This window comes from Nonomuraea sp. NPDC048892 (assembly GCF_040649735.1).
Lineage (GTDB): Bacteria > Actinomycetota > Actinomycetes > Streptosporangiales > Streptosporangiaceae > Nonomuraea > Nonomuraea maheshkhaliensis.
Genome location: NZ_JBEZFZ010000006.1, coordinates 389,658 through 405,427 on the forward strand (window position 1 = coordinate 389,658; position 15,770 = coordinate 405,427).

Annotated in this window: 18 protein-coding genes and 2 pseudogenes; 9 read left to right on the plus strand and 11 right to left on the minus strand. The window is 66.7% G+C overall.

Features of this window, described 5'->3' with window-relative positions; translation table 11 throughout:
• Nucleotides 1-34: 34 nt before the first annotated feature.
• Nucleotides 35-961, minus strand: coding sequence for an MBL fold metallo-hydrolase (locus AB0C28_RS22965; RefSeq protein ID WP_357846249.1), 927 nt, complete (start codon nucleotides 959-961; stop codon nucleotides 35-37).
• Between the two features lie 150 nt (nucleotides 962-1,111).
• Nucleotides 1,112-1,798 carry a hypothetical protein gene (locus tag AB0C28_RS22970; RefSeq protein WP_358077111.1) on the minus strand — a complete coding sequence of 229 codons (687 nt, stop codon included), beginning with the start codon at nucleotides 1,796-1,798 and terminating at the stop codon, nucleotides 1,112-1,114.
• Nucleotides 1,799-1,856: 58 nt separating this feature from the next.
• Here AB0C28_RS22970 and AB0C28_RS22975 point away from each other — a divergent pair, with 58 nt between their 5' ends.
• A complete protein-coding gene (locus AB0C28_RS22975; RefSeq protein WP_358077114.1) occupies nucleotides 1,857-2,573 on the plus strand; it encodes a MerR family transcriptional regulator in 717 nt (238 codons plus the stop codon).
• Between the two features lie 144 nt (nucleotides 2,574-2,717).
• Here AB0C28_RS22975 and AB0C28_RS22980 read toward each other — a convergent pair whose 3' ends face one another.
• Complete coding sequence (locus AB0C28_RS22980; RefSeq protein WP_358077117.1) at nucleotides 2,718-3,308, minus strand: hypothetical protein; 591 nt, start codon at nucleotides 3,306-3,308, stop codon at nucleotides 2,718-2,720.
• Between the two features lie 976 nt (nucleotides 3,309-4,284).
• Here AB0C28_RS22980 and AB0C28_RS22985 point away from each other — a divergent pair.
• From AB0C28_RS22985 to AB0C28_RS23005, 5 genes are all read left to right on the plus strand, one after another.
• On the plus strand, nucleotides 4,285-5,124 hold the full coding sequence (locus AB0C28_RS22985) for a helix-turn-helix transcriptional regulator (RefSeq protein WP_358077120.1): 840 nt from the start codon (nucleotides 4,285-4,287) through the stop codon (nucleotides 5,122-5,124).
• A gap of 214 nt (nucleotides 5,125-5,338) precedes the next feature.
• Entirely contained in the window at nucleotides 5,339-5,521 is a 183-nt protein-coding gene (locus AB0C28_RS22990) for a DUF397 domain-containing protein (RefSeq protein ID WP_358077389.1), read from the plus strand.
• A 93-nt stretch (nucleotides 5,522-5,614) separates the two neighbouring features.
• Nucleotides 5,615-6,073, plus strand: coding sequence for an SMI1/KNR4 family protein (locus tag AB0C28_RS22995; protein WP_358077123.1), 459 nt, complete (start codon nucleotides 5,615-5,617; stop codon nucleotides 6,071-6,073).
• Nucleotides 6,074-6,225: 152 nt separating this feature from the next.
• On the plus strand, nucleotides 6,226-6,594 hold the full coding sequence (locus tag AB0C28_RS23000; RefSeq protein WP_358077126.1) for a metalloregulator ArsR/SmtB family transcription factor: 369 nt from the start codon (nucleotides 6,226-6,228) through the stop codon (nucleotides 6,592-6,594).
• The gene (locus AB0C28_RS23005) at nucleotides 6,594-7,271 is read left to right on the plus strand and encodes a cation transporter (protein WP_358077129.1); all 678 of its coding nucleotides are present in this window, start codon (nucleotides 6,594-6,596) and stop codon (nucleotides 7,269-7,271) included. The genes AB0C28_RS23000 and AB0C28_RS23005 overlap by 1 nt, the downstream gene beginning before the upstream one ends.
• Nucleotides 7,272-7,352: 81 nt before the next feature.
• Here AB0C28_RS23005 and AB0C28_RS23010 read toward each other — a convergent pair whose 3' ends face one another.
• The gene (locus AB0C28_RS23010) at nucleotides 7,353-7,907 is read right to left on the minus strand and encodes a PIN domain-containing protein (protein WP_358077132.1); all 555 of its coding nucleotides are present in this window, start codon (nucleotides 7,905-7,907) and stop codon (nucleotides 7,353-7,355) included.
• A gap of 3 nt (nucleotides 7,908-7,910) precedes the next feature.
• The gene (locus AB0C28_RS23015) at nucleotides 7,911-8,366 is read right to left on the minus strand and encodes a helix-turn-helix domain-containing protein (protein ID WP_357846265.1); all 456 of its coding nucleotides are present in this window, start codon (nucleotides 8,364-8,366) and stop codon (nucleotides 7,911-7,913) included.
• Nucleotides 8,367-8,573: 207 nt separating this feature from the next.
• Here AB0C28_RS23015 and AB0C28_RS23020 point away from each other — a divergent pair.
• Nucleotides 8,574-8,858, plus strand: a pseudogene (locus AB0C28_RS23020) (cation transporter); the annotation flags it as partial.
• Nucleotides 8,859-8,884: 26 nt separating this feature from the next.
• Here the strand turns inward: AB0C28_RS23020 and AB0C28_RS23025 are convergent.
• From AB0C28_RS23025 to AB0C28_RS23035, 3 genes are all read right to left on the minus strand, one after another.
• Nucleotides 8,885-10,357 carry an ATP-binding protein gene (locus AB0C28_RS23025; RefSeq protein WP_358077135.1) on the minus strand — a complete coding sequence of 491 codons (1,473 nt, stop codon included), beginning with the start codon at nucleotides 10,355-10,357 and terminating at the stop codon, nucleotides 8,885-8,887.
• A gap of 86 nt (nucleotides 10,358-10,443) precedes the next feature.
• Entirely contained in the window at nucleotides 10,444-10,734 is a 291-nt protein-coding gene (locus AB0C28_RS23030; protein WP_358077138.1) for a hypothetical protein, read from the minus strand.
• Between the two features lie 226 nt (nucleotides 10,735-10,960).
• Nucleotides 10,961-11,527, minus strand: a complete 567-nt coding sequence (locus AB0C28_RS23035; protein WP_357846271.1) for a helix-turn-helix domain-containing protein — start codon at nucleotides 11,525-11,527, stop codon at nucleotides 10,961-10,963.
• 276 nt (nucleotides 11,528-11,803) lie between these two features.
• On the opposite strand from AB0C28_RS23035, the pseudogene AB0C28_RS23040 reads away from it, so the two are divergent.
• Nucleotides 11,804-11,878, plus strand: a pseudogene (locus AB0C28_RS23040) (hypothetical protein); the annotation flags it as partial.
• A gap of 313 nt (nucleotides 11,879-12,191) precedes the next feature.
• Entirely contained in the window at nucleotides 12,192-12,590 is a 399-nt protein-coding gene (locus AB0C28_RS23045; protein ID WP_358077141.1) for a zinc-binding dehydrogenase, read from the plus strand.
• A gap of 659 nt (nucleotides 12,591-13,249) precedes the next feature.
• Here AB0C28_RS23045 and AB0C28_RS23050 read toward each other — a convergent pair.
• From AB0C28_RS23050 to AB0C28_RS23060, 3 genes are all read right to left on the minus strand, one after another.
• Nucleotides 13,250-13,423, minus strand: coding sequence for a hypothetical protein (locus AB0C28_RS23050; RefSeq protein WP_358077144.1), 174 nt, complete (start codon nucleotides 13,421-13,423; stop codon nucleotides 13,250-13,252).
• Between the two features lie 203 nt (nucleotides 13,424-13,626).
• Nucleotides 13,627-14,577 carry a mannose-6-phosphate isomerase gene (locus tag AB0C28_RS23055; RefSeq protein WP_358077147.1) on the minus strand — a complete coding sequence of 317 codons (951 nt, stop codon included), beginning with the start codon at nucleotides 14,575-14,577 and terminating at the stop codon, nucleotides 13,627-13,629.
• On the minus strand, nucleotides 14,574-15,770 hold the full coding sequence (locus AB0C28_RS23060; RefSeq protein WP_358077150.1) for an ADP-dependent glucokinase/phosphofructokinase: 1,197 nt from the start codon (nucleotides 15,768-15,770) through the stop codon (nucleotides 14,574-14,576). The genes AB0C28_RS23055 and AB0C28_RS23060 overlap by 4 nt, the downstream gene beginning before the upstream one ends.

The following is a 15,770-nucleotide window of genomic DNA, read 5'->3' on the forward strand; positions in this document are numbered from 1 at the left end:
CACGGAGACGGACCTTCGCCCGCGCGGGGGCGGGTCAGCGCTGGTGCTGCTCGGGCAGATAGCCTTCGCCGTGCGCCCAGACCATCACATTCGCGACACCCTCCCGCTCGAAGAAGTCGAGCACCTCCCGGTCCGAGTGACGCAAGCTGAAATGGGTCAGCACGAAGAGATTGTCCGGATGCGCGATGACGTACGGCTTGAGCTCGCTCCACACCGTGTGCCCCACACGCCGCGCCCGATCGAGCTCGGCGTCGTCCAGATAGGTGCACTCCGTGATGATCGCCGGATATTCGGACAGCCACCCGCCACGTCCGAGCGCACTCGCGTGCGTGTCGCCGAGATAGGCGAACAACGGCCGCCGAACCTCCCGATCGACCGCCTCTCCCCGCTTCCTCCTGCCCGCGACCTCCCGGCCGAACGCGCCCGGATCCAGCCTCTCCTTCAACGCCTCGATCTCCGGCAGGAGGGCCCGCCGGTTCTCGGCGACGCCGTACCCGACGCTGGGCACCTTGTGCTCGGTCTCCAGCACCCGTACCGTGTGCGACCCGTTCCTGCCGAAGCGGAACTCCGCACCGGGCCGCACACCGTGCACCCGCGCCCCCGCCGCCCGGGCCGGCTCGAAGGCGGCGGCCTGGTTGAGCTCGGTCGTGGCGCGCAGATAGTCCCGTACGTACGGCAGCACCTGCTCGGGCACGTACATGTCGACCCCGGTCGCCCGCGTGGCCAGGAAGTCGAGGTCCTTGGAGTGGTCGAGATGCGCGTGCGTCAGCAGCACCGTATCGACCTGCCGGCCTTCGGCCAGCCCCGCGTCGAGGGCCAGCTTCAGCTCCGGCACGTGGAAGAAGGTCTTGTCGTTGGCGCGCGAGTAGCCGGTGAGGGTCAGGGAGGCGCCCGGCATCCGCCACGTCTTCCACTGCCGGAACGGATGCCCACGCTCCAGCCGCTCAGGCCGCAAGATCATGGCGAGGAGAATAACCGCCCACCGGGGCCAGGCCCATCGCTTATCCGACCACGACACCGACCGGCACCAGCGGCCACGCTGGACAGCACCACCGGAGGTACGACCCACCCAGAGCGACTTCACCGGACATAGCACCCATCCACAGCGACTTCACCGGACATACCGCCCTCCCAGAACGGCGTACCAAACCATGACCGGCAGATGGAGCGCATACCCCAGCTGCTCCAGCCCCGCAGTTGGACCCTCCGTCCCAGTCGTCCACGGCAGAACGACGGCCGCCAGCCCGGAGAACGCAGCAACCACCCCGGCGACCCGCTGCCACCCCGGCATCGGCAACCCGGCGGCCCCGGCGAAGGTGGCCGCCACCCACAGCAGCCCCGCCAGATTGACCATCCACTTCGCGACGAGCAGCACGGCCATGGCCACGGTCCCGACAGCCGGTGCCGCCGGCCGACCAGCCAGTTGCGTGACCGCCAGATTCCCCGCGTCATGCAACACCCCCGCCAGCCCCGCCCCAGCCAGCAACCCGCCGCCCAACCACCCCAGACACGACCTCCACGCGCGAGCAGCCCGAACACCGGACACCAACTCAACCTGGGCCACTCCAGCCAACACCAGCCCAGCCGCAGCCAACCCCAACCACCCCACGACATCAAAGGCCAATTCCCCCAAATGCAGCCCGACATGCCCGCGTACCGCAACCAACACGGCACTTGAGTCGTACGGATTCAGGGTCAACCCCGATGGCACCACGAGGGCGGTACCGGCGACCATGGCAACCAGCGAGGTCAACAGCAGCACGCCGGCGAGCCGGCGCCGAGGATTCGATTCGGTCATGAACCGGACGCTAAAACCCTGACGCGACGACAAGGTCAACCCACCAGGAGAGGCAATCATGTGGCGGATCGGCCAACTGGCCCGCATGGTCGGCGTATCCGAACGAACCCTGCGCCACTACGACAAGCTCGGCCTCCTGCTCCCCGCCGCGACCGACCGAGCAACCGGCTACCGCTGGTACGGCGTGAACGAGTTGTCCCGCCTCGAACGCATCCGCGGCCTCCAACGCCTCGGCCTCCCCCTACGCCGAATCGCCGACCTCCTGGACGCCCCCGATCAGGACCTGAACCAGGCCCTGAAGGAGACCCTCGCGACCCTCCACCACGACATCGCAGCCCTCACCGCGACCGCGGCACACGCCGAAGAGCACCTCACCACACCGATGTCGATCCTGCCCCAACAGAGCCAGGTAGCCCCGCGCCGTCTACGCGTCCACCGCATGACCCTCGACCACCCCACAGCCCTGTCAGCCCTCTGCCCACCACCCCCGGCAACCCTGCTGACCTGGCTCCAAGGACCCCCGACCGGCACCTTCACCGCCGCCCTGACCACGGACGACGCCACCGAACACCTCACCCTGCCGCGCCGCACGGTCGTACGAGCCGTCGTCCCTCCCGCAACGAGCGTGATCCGCGCCGGCCAGGACCTCTTCGCCTGGCTACACCGCCACCACCTCACCATCACCGGCCCCACCGTCGAGGAACACCTCATCGACGCCGACGGCACCCACGCCACCGTCCTGGAGATCCCCTGCACCCCCGCCACGCCGCGCTGAAACCGGAACGACCCAGACGCGATGGGGCAATCGATCCCACCGCCGCGACGCCCCAGACCACCCCGTCACCCAGGACCATCGGCGCCAAGCCGGGGCCTGACCCCGCACCCGGTCTGCCCTCTCGGCCCCTATAACGGCACCGCGTCATATGCCCCCGTTGGTCTTCCGAAGTTTCCGGTCGTTGGCGGTCTTCTTCAACGCCGCTTTCTGCCGCCCTCGGCAACCGGCACAGGAACAGTCATGGCACCCGGCCCGATAGTGGTGACGAATAACGATCATCCGCTCCCCTATCTGGCTCCCGCTGGGCTCGTCCGCCTGGACCGTCGCCTCCGTGTCGCTTCCGGCAGGTTCGTCCGCTGCGTTCGGGTGGCCGTGCCGCAGGCAGACGACGTTGTCTTCGAGCGGACGTCCTTGTGCCGCTATTTCGTATTCCGTACGGGATCGCAGGAAGTCGACCAAGCTCTCAGCTGAATTGATCATGCCGATGAGCTTCTCCTGCGCCATGCGTTCGGTCTCCTGTCGCTGCCGCTGCAGCCGGTATTGGAAGACCTTGTCCAGGGTGGCCAGCAGCAGCGAACCCACGATCAGGATGATGGCGCCGACGCCAAGAAGGCCGCTCATCTGATCGGTCAACATCCGGGCGGGCAGCAGTATGGGCAGGTGAGTAACGGTCAGGACGCCGCCGCCGACCGCCAGCCCGACGTGAGGGACACGTGACGATGGTGGCATCTTCATACCGGTCGTCCGTCGTGCCGGCTCACGACGCCGAGGTGAGGAATGTGAGCAGGCCAGGCACACTCGCTATCGGTACGACCGAAACACCGAATGTGGATTCGGCAGGCTGTGGCGTTCAGGACACACCTTGTTGACCGACAGCGGTCGTCGCCTGCCCCAAGTGATTGATGGCAATGGGGGGATGGACGTAGAACGTCCCGGTTTACTGGCGGGCTGATGGGCGCTTTGGGGGCGTAATTCCGATCGGGAAACCAAGGGCTTCCATCGGTGGCCCCAAGTGAACCGAGCCGAATGCCTAGACAGGCACTCCGCTGGGGGCTCACAGTCGAGGTCGTACACATGACGAACCTCCTCCGGGGGGTTCGACGGGGCCGCTCTCTCGTTGTCCACGCCTTCATCAGCTGGCAGGCAGAGACGCGTGGGCATCCGGCAGGAGAGCGGCCCCCACCTGGGGGACTTACGCCAACAAGGCGACTACGCGCCTGAGGTGGCGTGATGTGCGGGTTCGCATCCCGCACACAGCGGGGCTCTCCATCCTCGCTCTCGTTATGTGCACCCCAGGCGCCCACCTCCGCCATCGCCGTCCGGGTGTTTTCGCCTGCGGGCCCGCCGGGGCATGACGTGACAGCGGTCGCGACTCCCCCGATCTCCCACCATCACTTGAGGCTCGCCTGCTAACTTTGGGTAATGATTCAGCTAGCCATCGTAATCTGGCCATCTGCATGTGGCAGATTACATGTCGCTACTATACACCTGCATCCTGCCAGGTAGGGTACGGTGGGTAGCTTCTTACCCCGAGGAAGTAGGTGAAGTACCGAGCGAATGCCACGCCAACGGGGTCGGTGCACGTGGCGCTACGAACCATGCGGTATGCTTCCTGTCAAAATGCAGGTAGCACACTTTTGAGACCTCGCTGTATGCGGAGAGTTAGGTAAGGATGTGCGCTGATCAAGGGCCGGTCATTCATCGGGCCCTCTTGTCTTCAGAGCTGGTTCGCCTGCGCCAAGAGAAGAATCTGAAACAAGAAACAGTCGCCCGTGCGCTGGATTGGTCGCCGTCCAAGCTGATCCGCATCGAGGGGGGCAGCGTCGGCATCTCCACCACGGACCTGCAGGCCCTGCTGCGCCAGTACGGCATCGCGGACGAAGATCCACTCATGGCCCGCCTCATCGAGCTGGCCAGGGGCGCCCGAGAACGCGGCTGGTGGAGTTCGTACAGCAGAGAGCTTTCCAGCGACCCCGCCTATCTCGCCTTTCTCGGATACGAGTACGGCGCCTCCAGGATCAAGCACTTCGGCCTCGCGGTGATGCCGGCACTGCTGCAGACCGAGGACTACGCGAAGGCGCTGACCCGCCAATACGTGAGCGAAGAGCGGGCTGACATGCTGGTCACCGTACGCATGTTGCGCCAGGAGAAGCTGCTCGAACGAGACCCCTCACCGGAGCAGGCGTTCGTTCTCGACGAGGGCGTCATCCGCCGTCGCGTGGGCCGGAGCATCGATCCCAAGATCATGCCCAATCAGCTGAAGCATCTTTTGGAGCTTCAGTCCTCCCGCCCCTACTTGACGGTCCAAGTGATCCCTTTCGAAGTCGGCGCTCATTTCGGCATGACCGGCAACTTCGCCGTACTGGAATTCGAAGGTGCGCTCGGTCCCGTCCTGTATCTGGAAAACTCACGCGGCGGCGCGCTCACCGTCACGGGCCGCGATCCGGAGATCGTCAACTACAACTCGGCGTTCGAGACGTTGCGAGAGACGGCGCTGACTCCAGAAGCGTCACGCGAACTGATCGAGCGTGTCATTGCGAAAATGGGTTAACGGGTCATCCTTTAGTGTTCCCGCTGCGGCTCGATGGTGGCGCCGTGACGCGAACTGGTCTTGATCGTCAGATCTGGCGGCCAGGTAAGTGCTGAGACGTGCTCATGGTGTAGGAGAATCCCGGGCAGGGAACTTACACTCGTGAGATAGAGCACGGACAACGCACGGGTGCCTACCACGGGAAGCTCTGGGATACTTCATGGCGGATCCTCGTATGCGTCATTTGACCTGGTTAAAGAGCAAGAAGTGTAATCCTGGTGACTGTGTCGAAGTGGCGTTCATGGGATCCTACGTGTTCCTCAGGAACTCCAAGGAGCAGGCGGGTCCGGTGCTTGCCTTCACCCGGCCCGAGTGGGATGCCTTCGTAGAGGGAATCCATGCGGGGGACTTCGCTTGACAGGCATTCTTGGTTGCTCAGGTCGGCTATGAGTTGTGCCACGCCTGCCCACCCAGTCGAAGCAAGCGGCTGAAGGCTGTATCTTCTCTCCAAATGTGCGCCCAGTACGCTTGGCCGGAACGCTTCCCGGCACGATATCCGGCGACCGGAGGTCCCGATCACCCGGCGGTCTCTCCACTCGGCGAGCCGTTTCCTCCGGCTGCCGAAGCGGAGGTCCGTAGTGAGCTGGAAGAACGGCTGGGCGTGCAGCTGCCGCCGAGTTACCGACAGTTTCTCCTGTTCGCCAACGGGTGGGGCGGCGACGATGACTGCCGCCTGCTGCGAGTGGCAGAAATCGGCCGGCTCCGTAACGTCGACCCCATGATCGCCGAGATCTGGTCCCGCCCCAAGCCCGAGAACTCGTGGAGCGTGCCAACGGAGAACGGCAGCCTGCACGGCCGTACGCTCGCCAGACACCCGGGCACCACCTCGGCCGCCTACACGCCGGACGGCGAGATGGCACTCCTGACCGCCGACGGAAAGCTACGTCGGCCGGCCCGGCAACGTTGGTGATCAGATCATGCTCCACCCGAACCCACCGGACTCCACCCCCTACGCAGCCGCCACCACTCGACCCGAGCGCTAGGACTCGACCCAAACGCTTGAACACAACAGCATCCATCACCCACTGGCGATAAATCCCCAAATTGGACTAACATCGCCATATGACGATCAATAAGGACGCCGGCCGCTGCGTATCCGCCGACATAGCCGCCGGCATCTCCCCAGCCGCAGCCCTGTTCCACTCCCTGTCCGACGAGACCCGGCTACGCATCGTCCAACGCCTGACCCACGGAGAGGCACGCGTCGTAGACCTCACCACCGAACTCGGCCTGGCCCAGTCAACCGTCTCCAAGCACCTGGCCTGCCTGCGCGACTGCGGGCTGGTCGACTACCGGGCCGAAGGACGTCAGTCGTTCTACTCCCTGACCCGCCCGGAACTGATGGACCTCCTCGCCTCCGCCGAACACCTGCTGTCAGCCACCGGACATACCATCACCTTGCGCCCGATCACGGCCGACGAGAGACCCTGATGACCGCCCTCCCCCTGGGCCCGGCCCCTGCCCGCCGCACCATCCTGCGCCGCCGAATCCGCCTCCTCGTCGCCGCGACCATCGCCTACAACGTGATCGAGGCCGCCGTCGCCATCACCGCAGGAACCGTCGCCTCCTCAGCCGCTCTCATCGGCTTCGGACTGGACTCCATCGTCGAAGTCGCCTCCGCCGCCGCCGTGGCCTGGCAGTTCTCCGCCACCGACCACGAGCGCCGCGAGAGGGCAGCGCTCCGGGTCATCGCCCTGTCCTTCTTCGCTCTGGCGGCTTATGTCACCTTCGACGCCGTACGCGCCCTGCTGGGCACCGGGACAGCCGAGCACTCCACCCCCGGTCTGCTCCTGGCCACACTCAGCCTCGGCATCATGCCGTTCCTCTCGTACGCCCAACGGCGCGCGGGCCGCGAACTCGGCTCCGCCTCCGCAGTCGCCGACTCCAAGCAGACCCTGCTGTGCACGTACCTGTCGGGCGTCCTGCTCGCCGGCCTCGCCCTCAACAGCCTCTTCGGCTGGTCCTGGGCCGACCCCGTCGCGGCCCTGGTCATCGCCGCCGTAGCCGTCAAGGAAGGCCGCGCAGCCTGGCACGGAGACACCTGCTGCACTCCCCCGACGGCCACCCCCGAGCACAACCAGAGCGACCCCTGCTGCCGCACCGACTGAGAACACGGCCTGCTGGATGGGTCGCTTCAGTTCTGACAGTAGAAGAGGGGCAGGTCGACTCGGAATCAGTTCGGCAGGGTTTCAGCCGGCTCTAAGAGCAGCGACCGCCTCAACGAGGCCGGCCGCCTCCAAAGCGTCGAGCACATCATCAACAGTCTCCGGCGGACTGCTCCGTGAGTCCGCGATCTGCTGCACACAAGCCCAGACAACTCGTCCGTCCAGGTCGATCTGATCCAGTACGAAATCGTCCGGCGACTTTGCGTTGATATCCCATGGAGCCAAGTAGTCAGCAGGGAAGTCCTTGAGATTCGAGGTGACGATGGTCTCCGCACCCACCTTGATCGCCGCAGCCAGCACATGGCGGTCATCCGGGTCGGGAAGCTTCAACCCTTCTATCAGCGGCTCGTACCCTTCGACGAGGCAGTCTCGGACCGCGGAGTTCATCAGGCAGCGGAGCTTGCCGAGCTTCTCCACAGGAATGTCGGGCCGGTTGGCGGCAAGGTTGCGCTGCATCTCGTCCAGGATCCGGTTGGTCCACTTGGCTTGCACCCGCCCGGTCATGGCGAGGCGGATGAGCAGGTCGCGCAGGGCGTTGCCATAGAGCACGTTCGCGTCGTAGACCGCTACGAATGTCATTGCTCAGATGCCCAGCTCTTGCCCCAGCGCAGCGAGCTGATCGGCTGAGCTCCGGCGTTTGGCGTCATCGCGGCGCTTGTATTCCTGGAGATCCTCGTACTTGATTCGTCGATGCTTGCCGATCAACCGGAAGGGGATCTCGCCCGTCTCCAGAAGCTTGATCACGTAGGGGCGTGAGACGTTCAGCATGTCCGCCGCTTGCTGCGTCGTCAGCTCAGCGTGCGACGGAATGACCGTGACTCCTCGTCCTTCTGCTGCTTGGGCGAGGATGAAAGCAAGCAGACTCACGGCTTCGCGAGGCAGGATCAGCGGATCCTCACCCCCGTGCTCACCGGCGACTCGAACGGTCGACTGCTCGGGGTACCGCATCAGGTAGTCCTTGATCCGGCGCACTGCGCGACCGGCGACCTCGGCGTCGATGCTCCCGGGCTGAACTCGCTTGGCCTGCACGTCCGTCATGACGTCACCCCCTCTTCGCAGTATCCGCAACAAACGAAATAAACGCAAGCGCAATCGCTTGCAGCTTCGGTCACGGCCGGGTCGCGTACCGCCGCCCTTACGCTGACCGCAGAGGACCGAAGCGCAGTGTCCAGGGCGAGACTCACCAGATGCGCAAGCAGCATCAACAGGTACGAAGACGCCCAACCCAAAACCGCTGTCCTGCGCCTCTCGTACGCCCAACGGCGCGCGGGCCGCGAACTCGGCTCCGCCTCGGCGGTCGCCGACTCCAAGCAAACCCTCCTGTGCACGTACCTGTCGGGCGTCCTGCTCGCCGGCCTCGCCCTCAACAGCCTCTTCGGCTGGTCCTGGGCCGACCCCGTCGCGGCCCTGGCCATCGCCGCCGTAGCCGTCAAGGAAGGCCGCGCAGCCTGGCACGGAGACACCTGCTGCACAGCCCCGACAGCCACCCGCGAGCACGACCAGAACGACGACTGCTGCCGCACCGACTGAGAACACGGCCTGCTGGATGGGTCGCTTCAGTTCTGACCGTAAAGGGCGGGCAGGTCGACGAGGCGGAGCTCGGATGACGATGCCGCCGCCTGGTGGGCCTTGCCGTTGAAGCCCGCTCCGCTGAAACAGATCAGCTTCGTCTGTGAGGTGTCATAGCGGCCGGTCCGAGTGATGAGGTCATGGATGTGCCGGAGCCGGTCGACGTGCGCGGCGCCCATGGTGTCGTTCCATTTGGCTTCCCCGATGGCCAGGAGGGGCGCCTTGCCACCGTCGGCGATGCCGATGACGGCCACGTCGATCTCGTGGCCGGTGCGGGTGGCGGGGTCGTGAACGGTGCCGCGCCCCACGCGGGCGGGCAGTCCGCCAAGGAGATCGGGTTCGGCGTGATGCAAGGCCCAGTCGCGGCAGACCTGTTCGAAGTGAGGGCCGAGGACATTGCTGACGAAACGGCGGCGGCTGGCTTGCCAGACTCGATTCGCGCTGCCGGGCCGTTCCAACTGGTCCCAGACGGGCCGCATGATCGCGTGGTAGAAGGCGATCAGCGGTTCCGCGATGCGGTAAGTCGGGCGGTTCTCCCGGAAGACATCGGCGTCTCTGTGGAGCAGCCCAGCGTCTTCGAGGACATTGATCGGGTGTGCGATATCCGTCGCCTTGCGTTCGAGATAACCGGCCATGCCACCGCGAGTGGTGTTCCCATCGGCCACCGCTCCCAGGACGGACAGGTACAGAGTGGTGTCGCGGAGGTCCGGTTCCTCAGCAAGGAGATAACGCGCCTCGCGAAAGAGAGGCGTCTCTGGATTGAGGACCGTACGGACGACCCAGTCATCGAAATCCGCCAGGTCCGACGGGGAGTCGCCGCGGGCGAACTCACGCCTGTAAGCGGGCGTACCACCGACGATCGAATTGACCATGAGAGCCAGACGCGGATCGGCGATCTCCCAGAACTCGGCGGCCAGGCGGTGATCGAGCGGGCGAACGACCAGTTCCAGACCGGACCGACCGCGCAGCGGCGCATTGCCCGCCAGCAGCTTGCCCATGAAGGACAGGGCGGAACCGCAGAGCAGAAGTCTCGTCCTGGAGGCGGTTCGCTGATCGCGCAATGGCCTGAAAGCCTCCTGAAGCAGTGACGGTAGCTCGGGGTTGGCTTTGGCCAGGTACGGAAATTCGTCGATCACCACGGGCAGCGGCCGCTCGGAGCCGAGCGCGAGGAGTGCGTCGATGGCTTCGGACCAATGGGCGAAGTGATGAGGGGTCGCGGGGCGTGAATATTCGGTGAGCGCGGCACTGATGCGACGAAGCGACTCGGCATCAGCGGCCTCGGTCGCGCCGAAGTAGAACCCTCCGGCTGCCCGGCACGCGGCATCGAGCAGGAAGGTCTTCCCCTGACGTCGGCGTCCGGAGACCACGCCCAAGGTGGCGCCGGGCTGCGGGTCGGTGATGAACCTGCTCAGCGCTGACCACTCGTACTCACGGTCGAAGATCTCGACTGGCTTGTCCATCGACTACCTCCGATAGAGAAGTACAGTTCTATTAACTGTACTTCCCTATTCGACCGCAGGGCCGTGAAGGCGACGTCGGACACGGTTCACTCATCGTCCGGGATTGCTGACAGCGACTCTCGCGTCTGCCCGAAAGCGGCAAGCACCTCGTCGAACGAGACCCGCTCTCCCGTATCCGTGACCGATCGGGCGAGCACCAGCGCCGGATCGCGCAGATCGGCCGCCGCCTCCTCCAGCTCGTTGAGCCGCATCTGCCGCACTGCCCGACCGAGTTCAAAGGCGAGACGAGCCGCATCGTACGCCTCAGCCGTTCCGGGCTCGAACAGTCGTCGATCACGGAGACCAGCCCAATCGGTCCGCTCGGTCCGCTCGGTCACCGCAACTCCTCATCCACCGAGTGCGCCTCGTCCCTACAACGAGACAACGCTCGTCGCGCCCGGTCCACTTCTAGATCTTCCTTCATTCGCGTCGGCACCGCTGGTTGAGCACCCTTCATCTCGCGCGGCGAATCGGGTTCAGGCTGCGGGAGCGCACATCACAGGTCAGGCGACAAACGTCAACCGATCATCAGTGGTCACCGCACTGGCCGCCCCGATCTCGGGCTCACGCCGGCCGGGCGGTGGGGCGGAGGCCGTCCATCAGGAGGTCCAGCAGGCGACCGGCCTTGGCTTCGTGCTCGCGCCGAGGCGCCACCGTGAAGATGCCGATGAGCGAGGCGGCGATGTCTTCGGCGGTGACGTCGGAGCGGAGGTCGCCCGCCGCGCGACCGGCGTCGAGGATCGTGGTGATGGCCGCCAGCAGCTCGTCCCGAGTCTGCGCGTGGGCGATCTCGCCCGCCTCGATCATCGCGAGCAGCGTGTCGAGCATGCCGTTCTTGGTGGCGATCCAGTCCCCGAACAGGTCCATCCAGCGCCGCATCGCCGCGGCCGGGGGCAGCCGGTCGAGCAGCTCGCGGGCGCCGGTCGTCAGCCGTACGACCTGGTCCCGGTAGACCGCGTCGACCAGCGACTCGCGGGTCGGGAAGTGCCGGTAGAGCGTGGCGATGCCGACCCCGGCCTCGCGGGCGATCGCGCGCATAGACGGCTCGGCATCGGCCGACATGAACGCGCGGGTCGCCACCGCGAGCAACTGGTCGCGGTTACGGGCTGCGTCCGCCCGTGGGGCACGCATCTCCTCGTCAGCCAAAACGGATCACGCTCCGGTTATGTTAGGGTCATCTATAGAAACGGAGCATAGTCCGTTTGGCGGGCGTTCCCTCCAAGGAGACAGACGTACATGCAGGAACAGAGCACGCAACAGCCGGCGGGCAGGAGCAGGGCGGTCCGGCTCGACACGTTCGGCGGCCCCGAAGTTCTGGACGTCCATGAAGTTCCCGTTCCGCAGGCCGGCCCGGGACAGATCCGTGTACGGGTCACTGCGGCCGGCCTGAACCCGATGGACTGGATCATGACCGCCGACGCGGACACCGCCGCCAGGTTCGGCCTGAGCCTCCCGGCCGGGTTCGGGACCGACTACGCGGGAGTGGTCGACCGGCTCGGTGACGGGGTGACCGGGTTCGCGCCCGGCGACCGGGTGTTCGGGGGCGCGCTGTCCCGCGCGGTCGCCGACTTCGTGGTGATCGACCTGGATGAGAGGATCGCGGCGAACGAGACCCATCACACTCCCGACGGCGTCGACGACCGCACCGCCGCCACCCTCACGATCGCCGGCCGTACGGCCTCCGCCGCCCTCGCCGTGGTCGACCTCGGCCCGGACGACACCGTGCTGATCGGCGGCGCGGCGGGCGGGGTCGGGGGTGTTCGCCGTCCAGCTGGCCCGGATCGCAGGAGCGCGGGTGATCGGGACGGGATCGGCCACCTCATCCGACTTCCTGCGCGACCTCGGCGCCGAGCCGGTCCCCTACGGCGACGGCCTGGCCGACCGGGTCCGCGCCCTCGCTCCCGACGGCGTCACCGCCGCCATCGACCTGCACGGGACGGAGACGGTGCACGCGGCAAGGAAACTCGGTGTCCAGGACGACCGCATCTGCACCATCGCCGCGCAGGTCGACGGCGTACCGGCAGCCAACGGCGCGAACGCCACCCCCGGCGCCCTGGAAGAGATCGCCCGGTTGGTCGCGGCGGGCCGGCTCCGGGTGCCGATCGCGGCCAGCTTCCCGATCGAGGAGATCCGCCGCGCGGCCGAACTCCAGGCCGGTCGGCACGTGCACGGCAAGGTCGTGATCGACCTCTAGCTCAAGGCCGTCGTGACGATGAACGCGAGGTCATTGTCACCGATCAGGCGAGGACGGCCTCCGCCCGCTGAGGGCTCTGGGCGGCCAAGATAGGAATCAGGTGGCCGAGCCCGTCAAAGCTCGCAGGTTGAGCGACGACGAAGGCCCAGACCGACGGGGCAGACGACGCCCGGGCCGCCGATACCGCAGTACCCGTGCGGCACTTTGAAGAGGTACTGCTGGTGGTAGCGGTCCACTCCAAGTATCGAGCGACCCCGCACAGGCCGTGTCAGACCCCGATCACCTGCACGGTCTTCCCGCACAGTTTCCTCGTGTCGTCCTCGTCAGAGGTGAGGACGATGACCGGCCGGATCGAGCGGAGCGCGGTAGCCGCCACCACCGCGTCAACGGCGTACTTGTGACCGTGCAGGCGAGCATCGCGAAGCAGTTCGATCGCCAGCGCTGATATGTCCTCGTTACCGGCTCGATCCTCAGCCGGGACAGGTGCCACCTGAGGCGATCACTCTTCACGCGGACGTCCTGCGCCTCGATCGGCGTCATCGCACTTACGACAACCCTGAAGTCGTTGTCCTGACCCTCCCGTACGAACGCCGTCACTCTCTGATCGGCTTCGCACCACTTCACGAGCCCCTCGCAGCCGAGAACGACGGTGCCCGCGCTCAACCGGCTTCGTGCGCGCGCCATCCGTCGTCCTCTTGGAGTTCAGGCGCGGACTTCACGCGGCGGAACAACTCCGCCGCCTCATCACGCAGAGCCTGTGGGATCGGCCCGGAAAGAGCCTCGTTGGCCTGCAGGGCCTCCTCCAGGAGGTCCCGCTCGATCTGGCGCTCCACGGCAGCGTCAACGTAGCCCGCGGGCTCCGACTCGCTCGCGGACGGCGCGAATGTTGCCCGCTCTCAAAGAGACGCTGACCTTGGCGGCCGGCCCGTCTCCCCGGCGCGTAGTCTCGCTCAGGCATGCTCATAGGTTCAGTTCACTACTCGAAGTAGCAAACCTCCTGTACGAGCTGCCGGTGATGGCAGAAGCGCTGTGGCGGTCAGGCGGACGCCGAGAGACGGATCACCTCGACCTGGCCGTCCAGAAGGACCGGGCCGGCGGCGTACGGAACCAGCAGCGTGTCTCCCCGCCGGAGCGACAGGCCGTCCCTTTCGCCGATCAGCCTGCCCTCACCGGCCACCACGACCAGCACGCTGAAGCCACGCTCCAGGCGTTCGCCGCCATACAGGCGGTGGACGGCGAAGAACTCGTCCGCAGCCTCGGGCAGCAGTCGCGCTGGAGTACCGCGGAGTTCGTCGAGGCGTGCTGGCGTCCAGGCGCCGCGGTCGACGCACTGCAGCGCCAGGTCGTAGCCGAGGCCGAGGTGGCCGCCGGCGAGGCCGAAGCCTTCGTACTCCAGCAGCACCGAGAAGTCGGTCGGCTCCTGGACCTCGACCAGCAGGATGCCGTCGCCGATCGCGTGCGGAAGCCCGGCCGGGCAGAGGATCGCGTCGCCGGCCGCGACCGGGATTTGGTTGGTGGCGGCGAGCATCGCCTCAGTCTTCTGCCCGTCCACCCAGCCGGCCAGCTCGGCGGCCTCCACGTCACGGGCGAAACCCAGATGGACGTACGCGCCGGGCCGCGCGGAGACGATCACCCATGCCTCGGTCTTCCCGTACGGCGAGGCGAGGTGCGCGGTGGCGAAGCGGCGGTCAGGGTGCACATGTAAGGGCAGCCGCTGGCCGGCGTCGAGCAGCTTCACCAGCACGCCGGTGTCGGCGCGTTCCGGACCGAGCCACCAGCGCGGGTCCGCGGCGATCGCCTCGGCCAGCACGCGGCCGTCGGCCAGGGTGGACAGCCCGGATGGGGCGAGCCCGAACCTGGAGGTCACCGAGCCCACCCAGTCCTCCGGGCGGTCGGGCAGCCCCGGCACGTCGCGGAACTCGGCGATCCGGCCGGCGCCGCGATAGAACGTCTCGGGCTGGTTCGCAGGCAGTACCTCGACGGTCATCGATGTCCCTTCAGGGCCAGCTCGGCGAGGAAGCCGCCGACGAACGTGTCGCCGAGCCCGACGGTGGTGGGATTCCGGACGTCGAGTGCGAAGCCGGGGACACAGTCGACAGTCGCCCCCATGCGCGAGCGCAGCGCCGCCGCGAAGGCGACGGACTCGGGCCGCCGGGCCAGCCGGCGCACCCGCTCGACGTCCTCCTCGCTGAATTCGTCGCCGTGGCAGTAGCGGGTGGCGGCCATGACCGTGCCGGTGTCGAGGGCGTCGGCGTAACCGCCTGCGCCGAGCGCCGCAGCCCAGTACTTCGTGTGCAGCACCAGCGTCGGCACCGGGATGAGCGCGTGCACCGCTGTGAGGGCCTGCGCGACATCTTCGGCCGAGAGCAGGTCGACCGGGCGCTCGATGTGCGACTGCAGCTCGTCCTCGTTCAGTCCGTACACGTTGATCTCGTCGAGCAGCGCATCCCGGACCCGGCGGCTGAAGGCGGGCTCGTGGTATGCCGCGTCCTCGAAGTAGGCCACCGCCCCGTACGGCAGCTGCCGCATGTGCTCTTTCAGGGAGGCGAGCCTCTCGTCGAGCTCCGCCTGATCGCGCATGGCGTTGAATCCGGAGATCAGGAAGATGTCCGCCTTCCGCAACCGGTCGCCGAGATCGTCGGTGAGCAGCATGGCGGCGTTCGCCGGGTCGTTGACGTAGATCAGGCGGTTCGGGAACGGCGCGACGATGTCGATGTCGCTTGCCCGGACCCGCAGGCCCTTGTCGTACTGGACGATCAGGTGTGGATAGAAGGTCTCCCCGACACCGCTGTTGATGTACTCGCAGTTCGCCGGCAGCAGCCGGCGGAAGGTGTCGTTGACGCTGACCAGGTGCAGCGTGGACGGCACGCCGAGCCGGCTCATCACGATCCCGGCCCGCACCGAGGTGCCGCCCAGAGTTTCCCGATGCGGAGACCGGTTCGCGAAGGTCGACAGCGCTGGGGCGGAGGCGACGAAGTGTTCGCCGCCTCCGCCCCGGGCGACGTACCCGAGGATCGACACCACGAGGTCCCGCTCACTGGTCACCGTGGCCGGCGACGCCAGTTCCGCGGCCACGATGCCGTAGTCGGCGACAAGCTGTTCCAGGACACCGGCGGTCAGCTTCAACTCGTGGTCGACGCAACCGCCGAGGCCCAGGATTATCCGGGACGCGTCGGCCAT

Coding starts and splice junctions, on each gene's coding strand:
- AB0C28_RS22980 (WP_358077117.1), bottom strand. CDS start 3,308: ATGAAGATGCCACCATCGTCACGTGTCCCTCACGTCGGGCTGGCGGTC.
- AB0C28_RS23025 (WP_358077135.1), bottom strand. CDS start 10,357: ATGGACAAGCCAGTCGAGATCTTCGACCGTGAGTACGAGTGGTCAGCG.
- AB0C28_RS23000 (WP_358077126.1), top strand. CDS start 6,226: ATGACGATCAATAAGGACGCCGGCCGCTGCGTATCCGCCGACATAGCC.
- AB0C28_RS23010 (WP_358077132.1), bottom strand. CDS start 7,907: ATGACATTCGTAGCGGTCTACGACGCGAACGTGCTCTATGGCAACGCC.
- AB0C28_RS22995 (WP_358077123.1), top strand. CDS start 5,615: ATGTGCGCCCAGTACGCTTGGCCGGAACGCTTCCCGGCACGATATCCG.
- AB0C28_RS22965 (WP_357846249.1), bottom strand. CDS start 961: ATGATCTTGCGGCCTGAGCGGCTGGAGCGTGGGCATCCGTTCCGGCAG.
- AB0C28_RS22970 (WP_358077111.1), bottom strand. CDS start 1,798: ATGACCGAATCGAATCCTCGGCGCCGGCTCGCCGGCGTGCTGCTGTTG.
- AB0C28_RS23035 (WP_357846271.1), bottom strand. CDS start 11,527: ATGCGTGCCCCACGGGCGGACGCAGCCCGTAACCGCGACCAGTTGCTC.
- AB0C28_RS23055 (WP_358077147.1), bottom strand. CDS start 14,577: ATGACCGTCGAGGTACTGCCTGCGAACCAGCCCGAGACGTTCTATCGC.
- AB0C28_RS23060 (WP_358077150.1), bottom strand. CDS start 15,770: ATGGCCGACGCGTCCCGGATAATCCTGGGCCTCGGCGGTTGCGTCGAC.
- AB0C28_RS23005 (WP_358077129.1), top strand. CDS start 6,594: ATGACCGCCCTCCCCCTGGGCCCGGCCCCTGCCCGCCGCACCATCCTG.
- AB0C28_RS22990 (WP_358077389.1), top strand. CDS start 5,339: ATGCGTCATTTGACCTGGTTAAAGAGCAAGAAGTGTAATCCTGGTGAC.
- AB0C28_RS23015 (WP_357846265.1), bottom strand. CDS start 8,366: ATGACGGACGTGCAGGCCAAGCGAGTTCAGCCCGGGAGCATCGACGCC.
- AB0C28_RS22975 (WP_358077114.1), top strand. CDS start 1,857: ATGTGGCGGATCGGCCAACTGGCCCGCATGGTCGGCGTATCCGAACGA.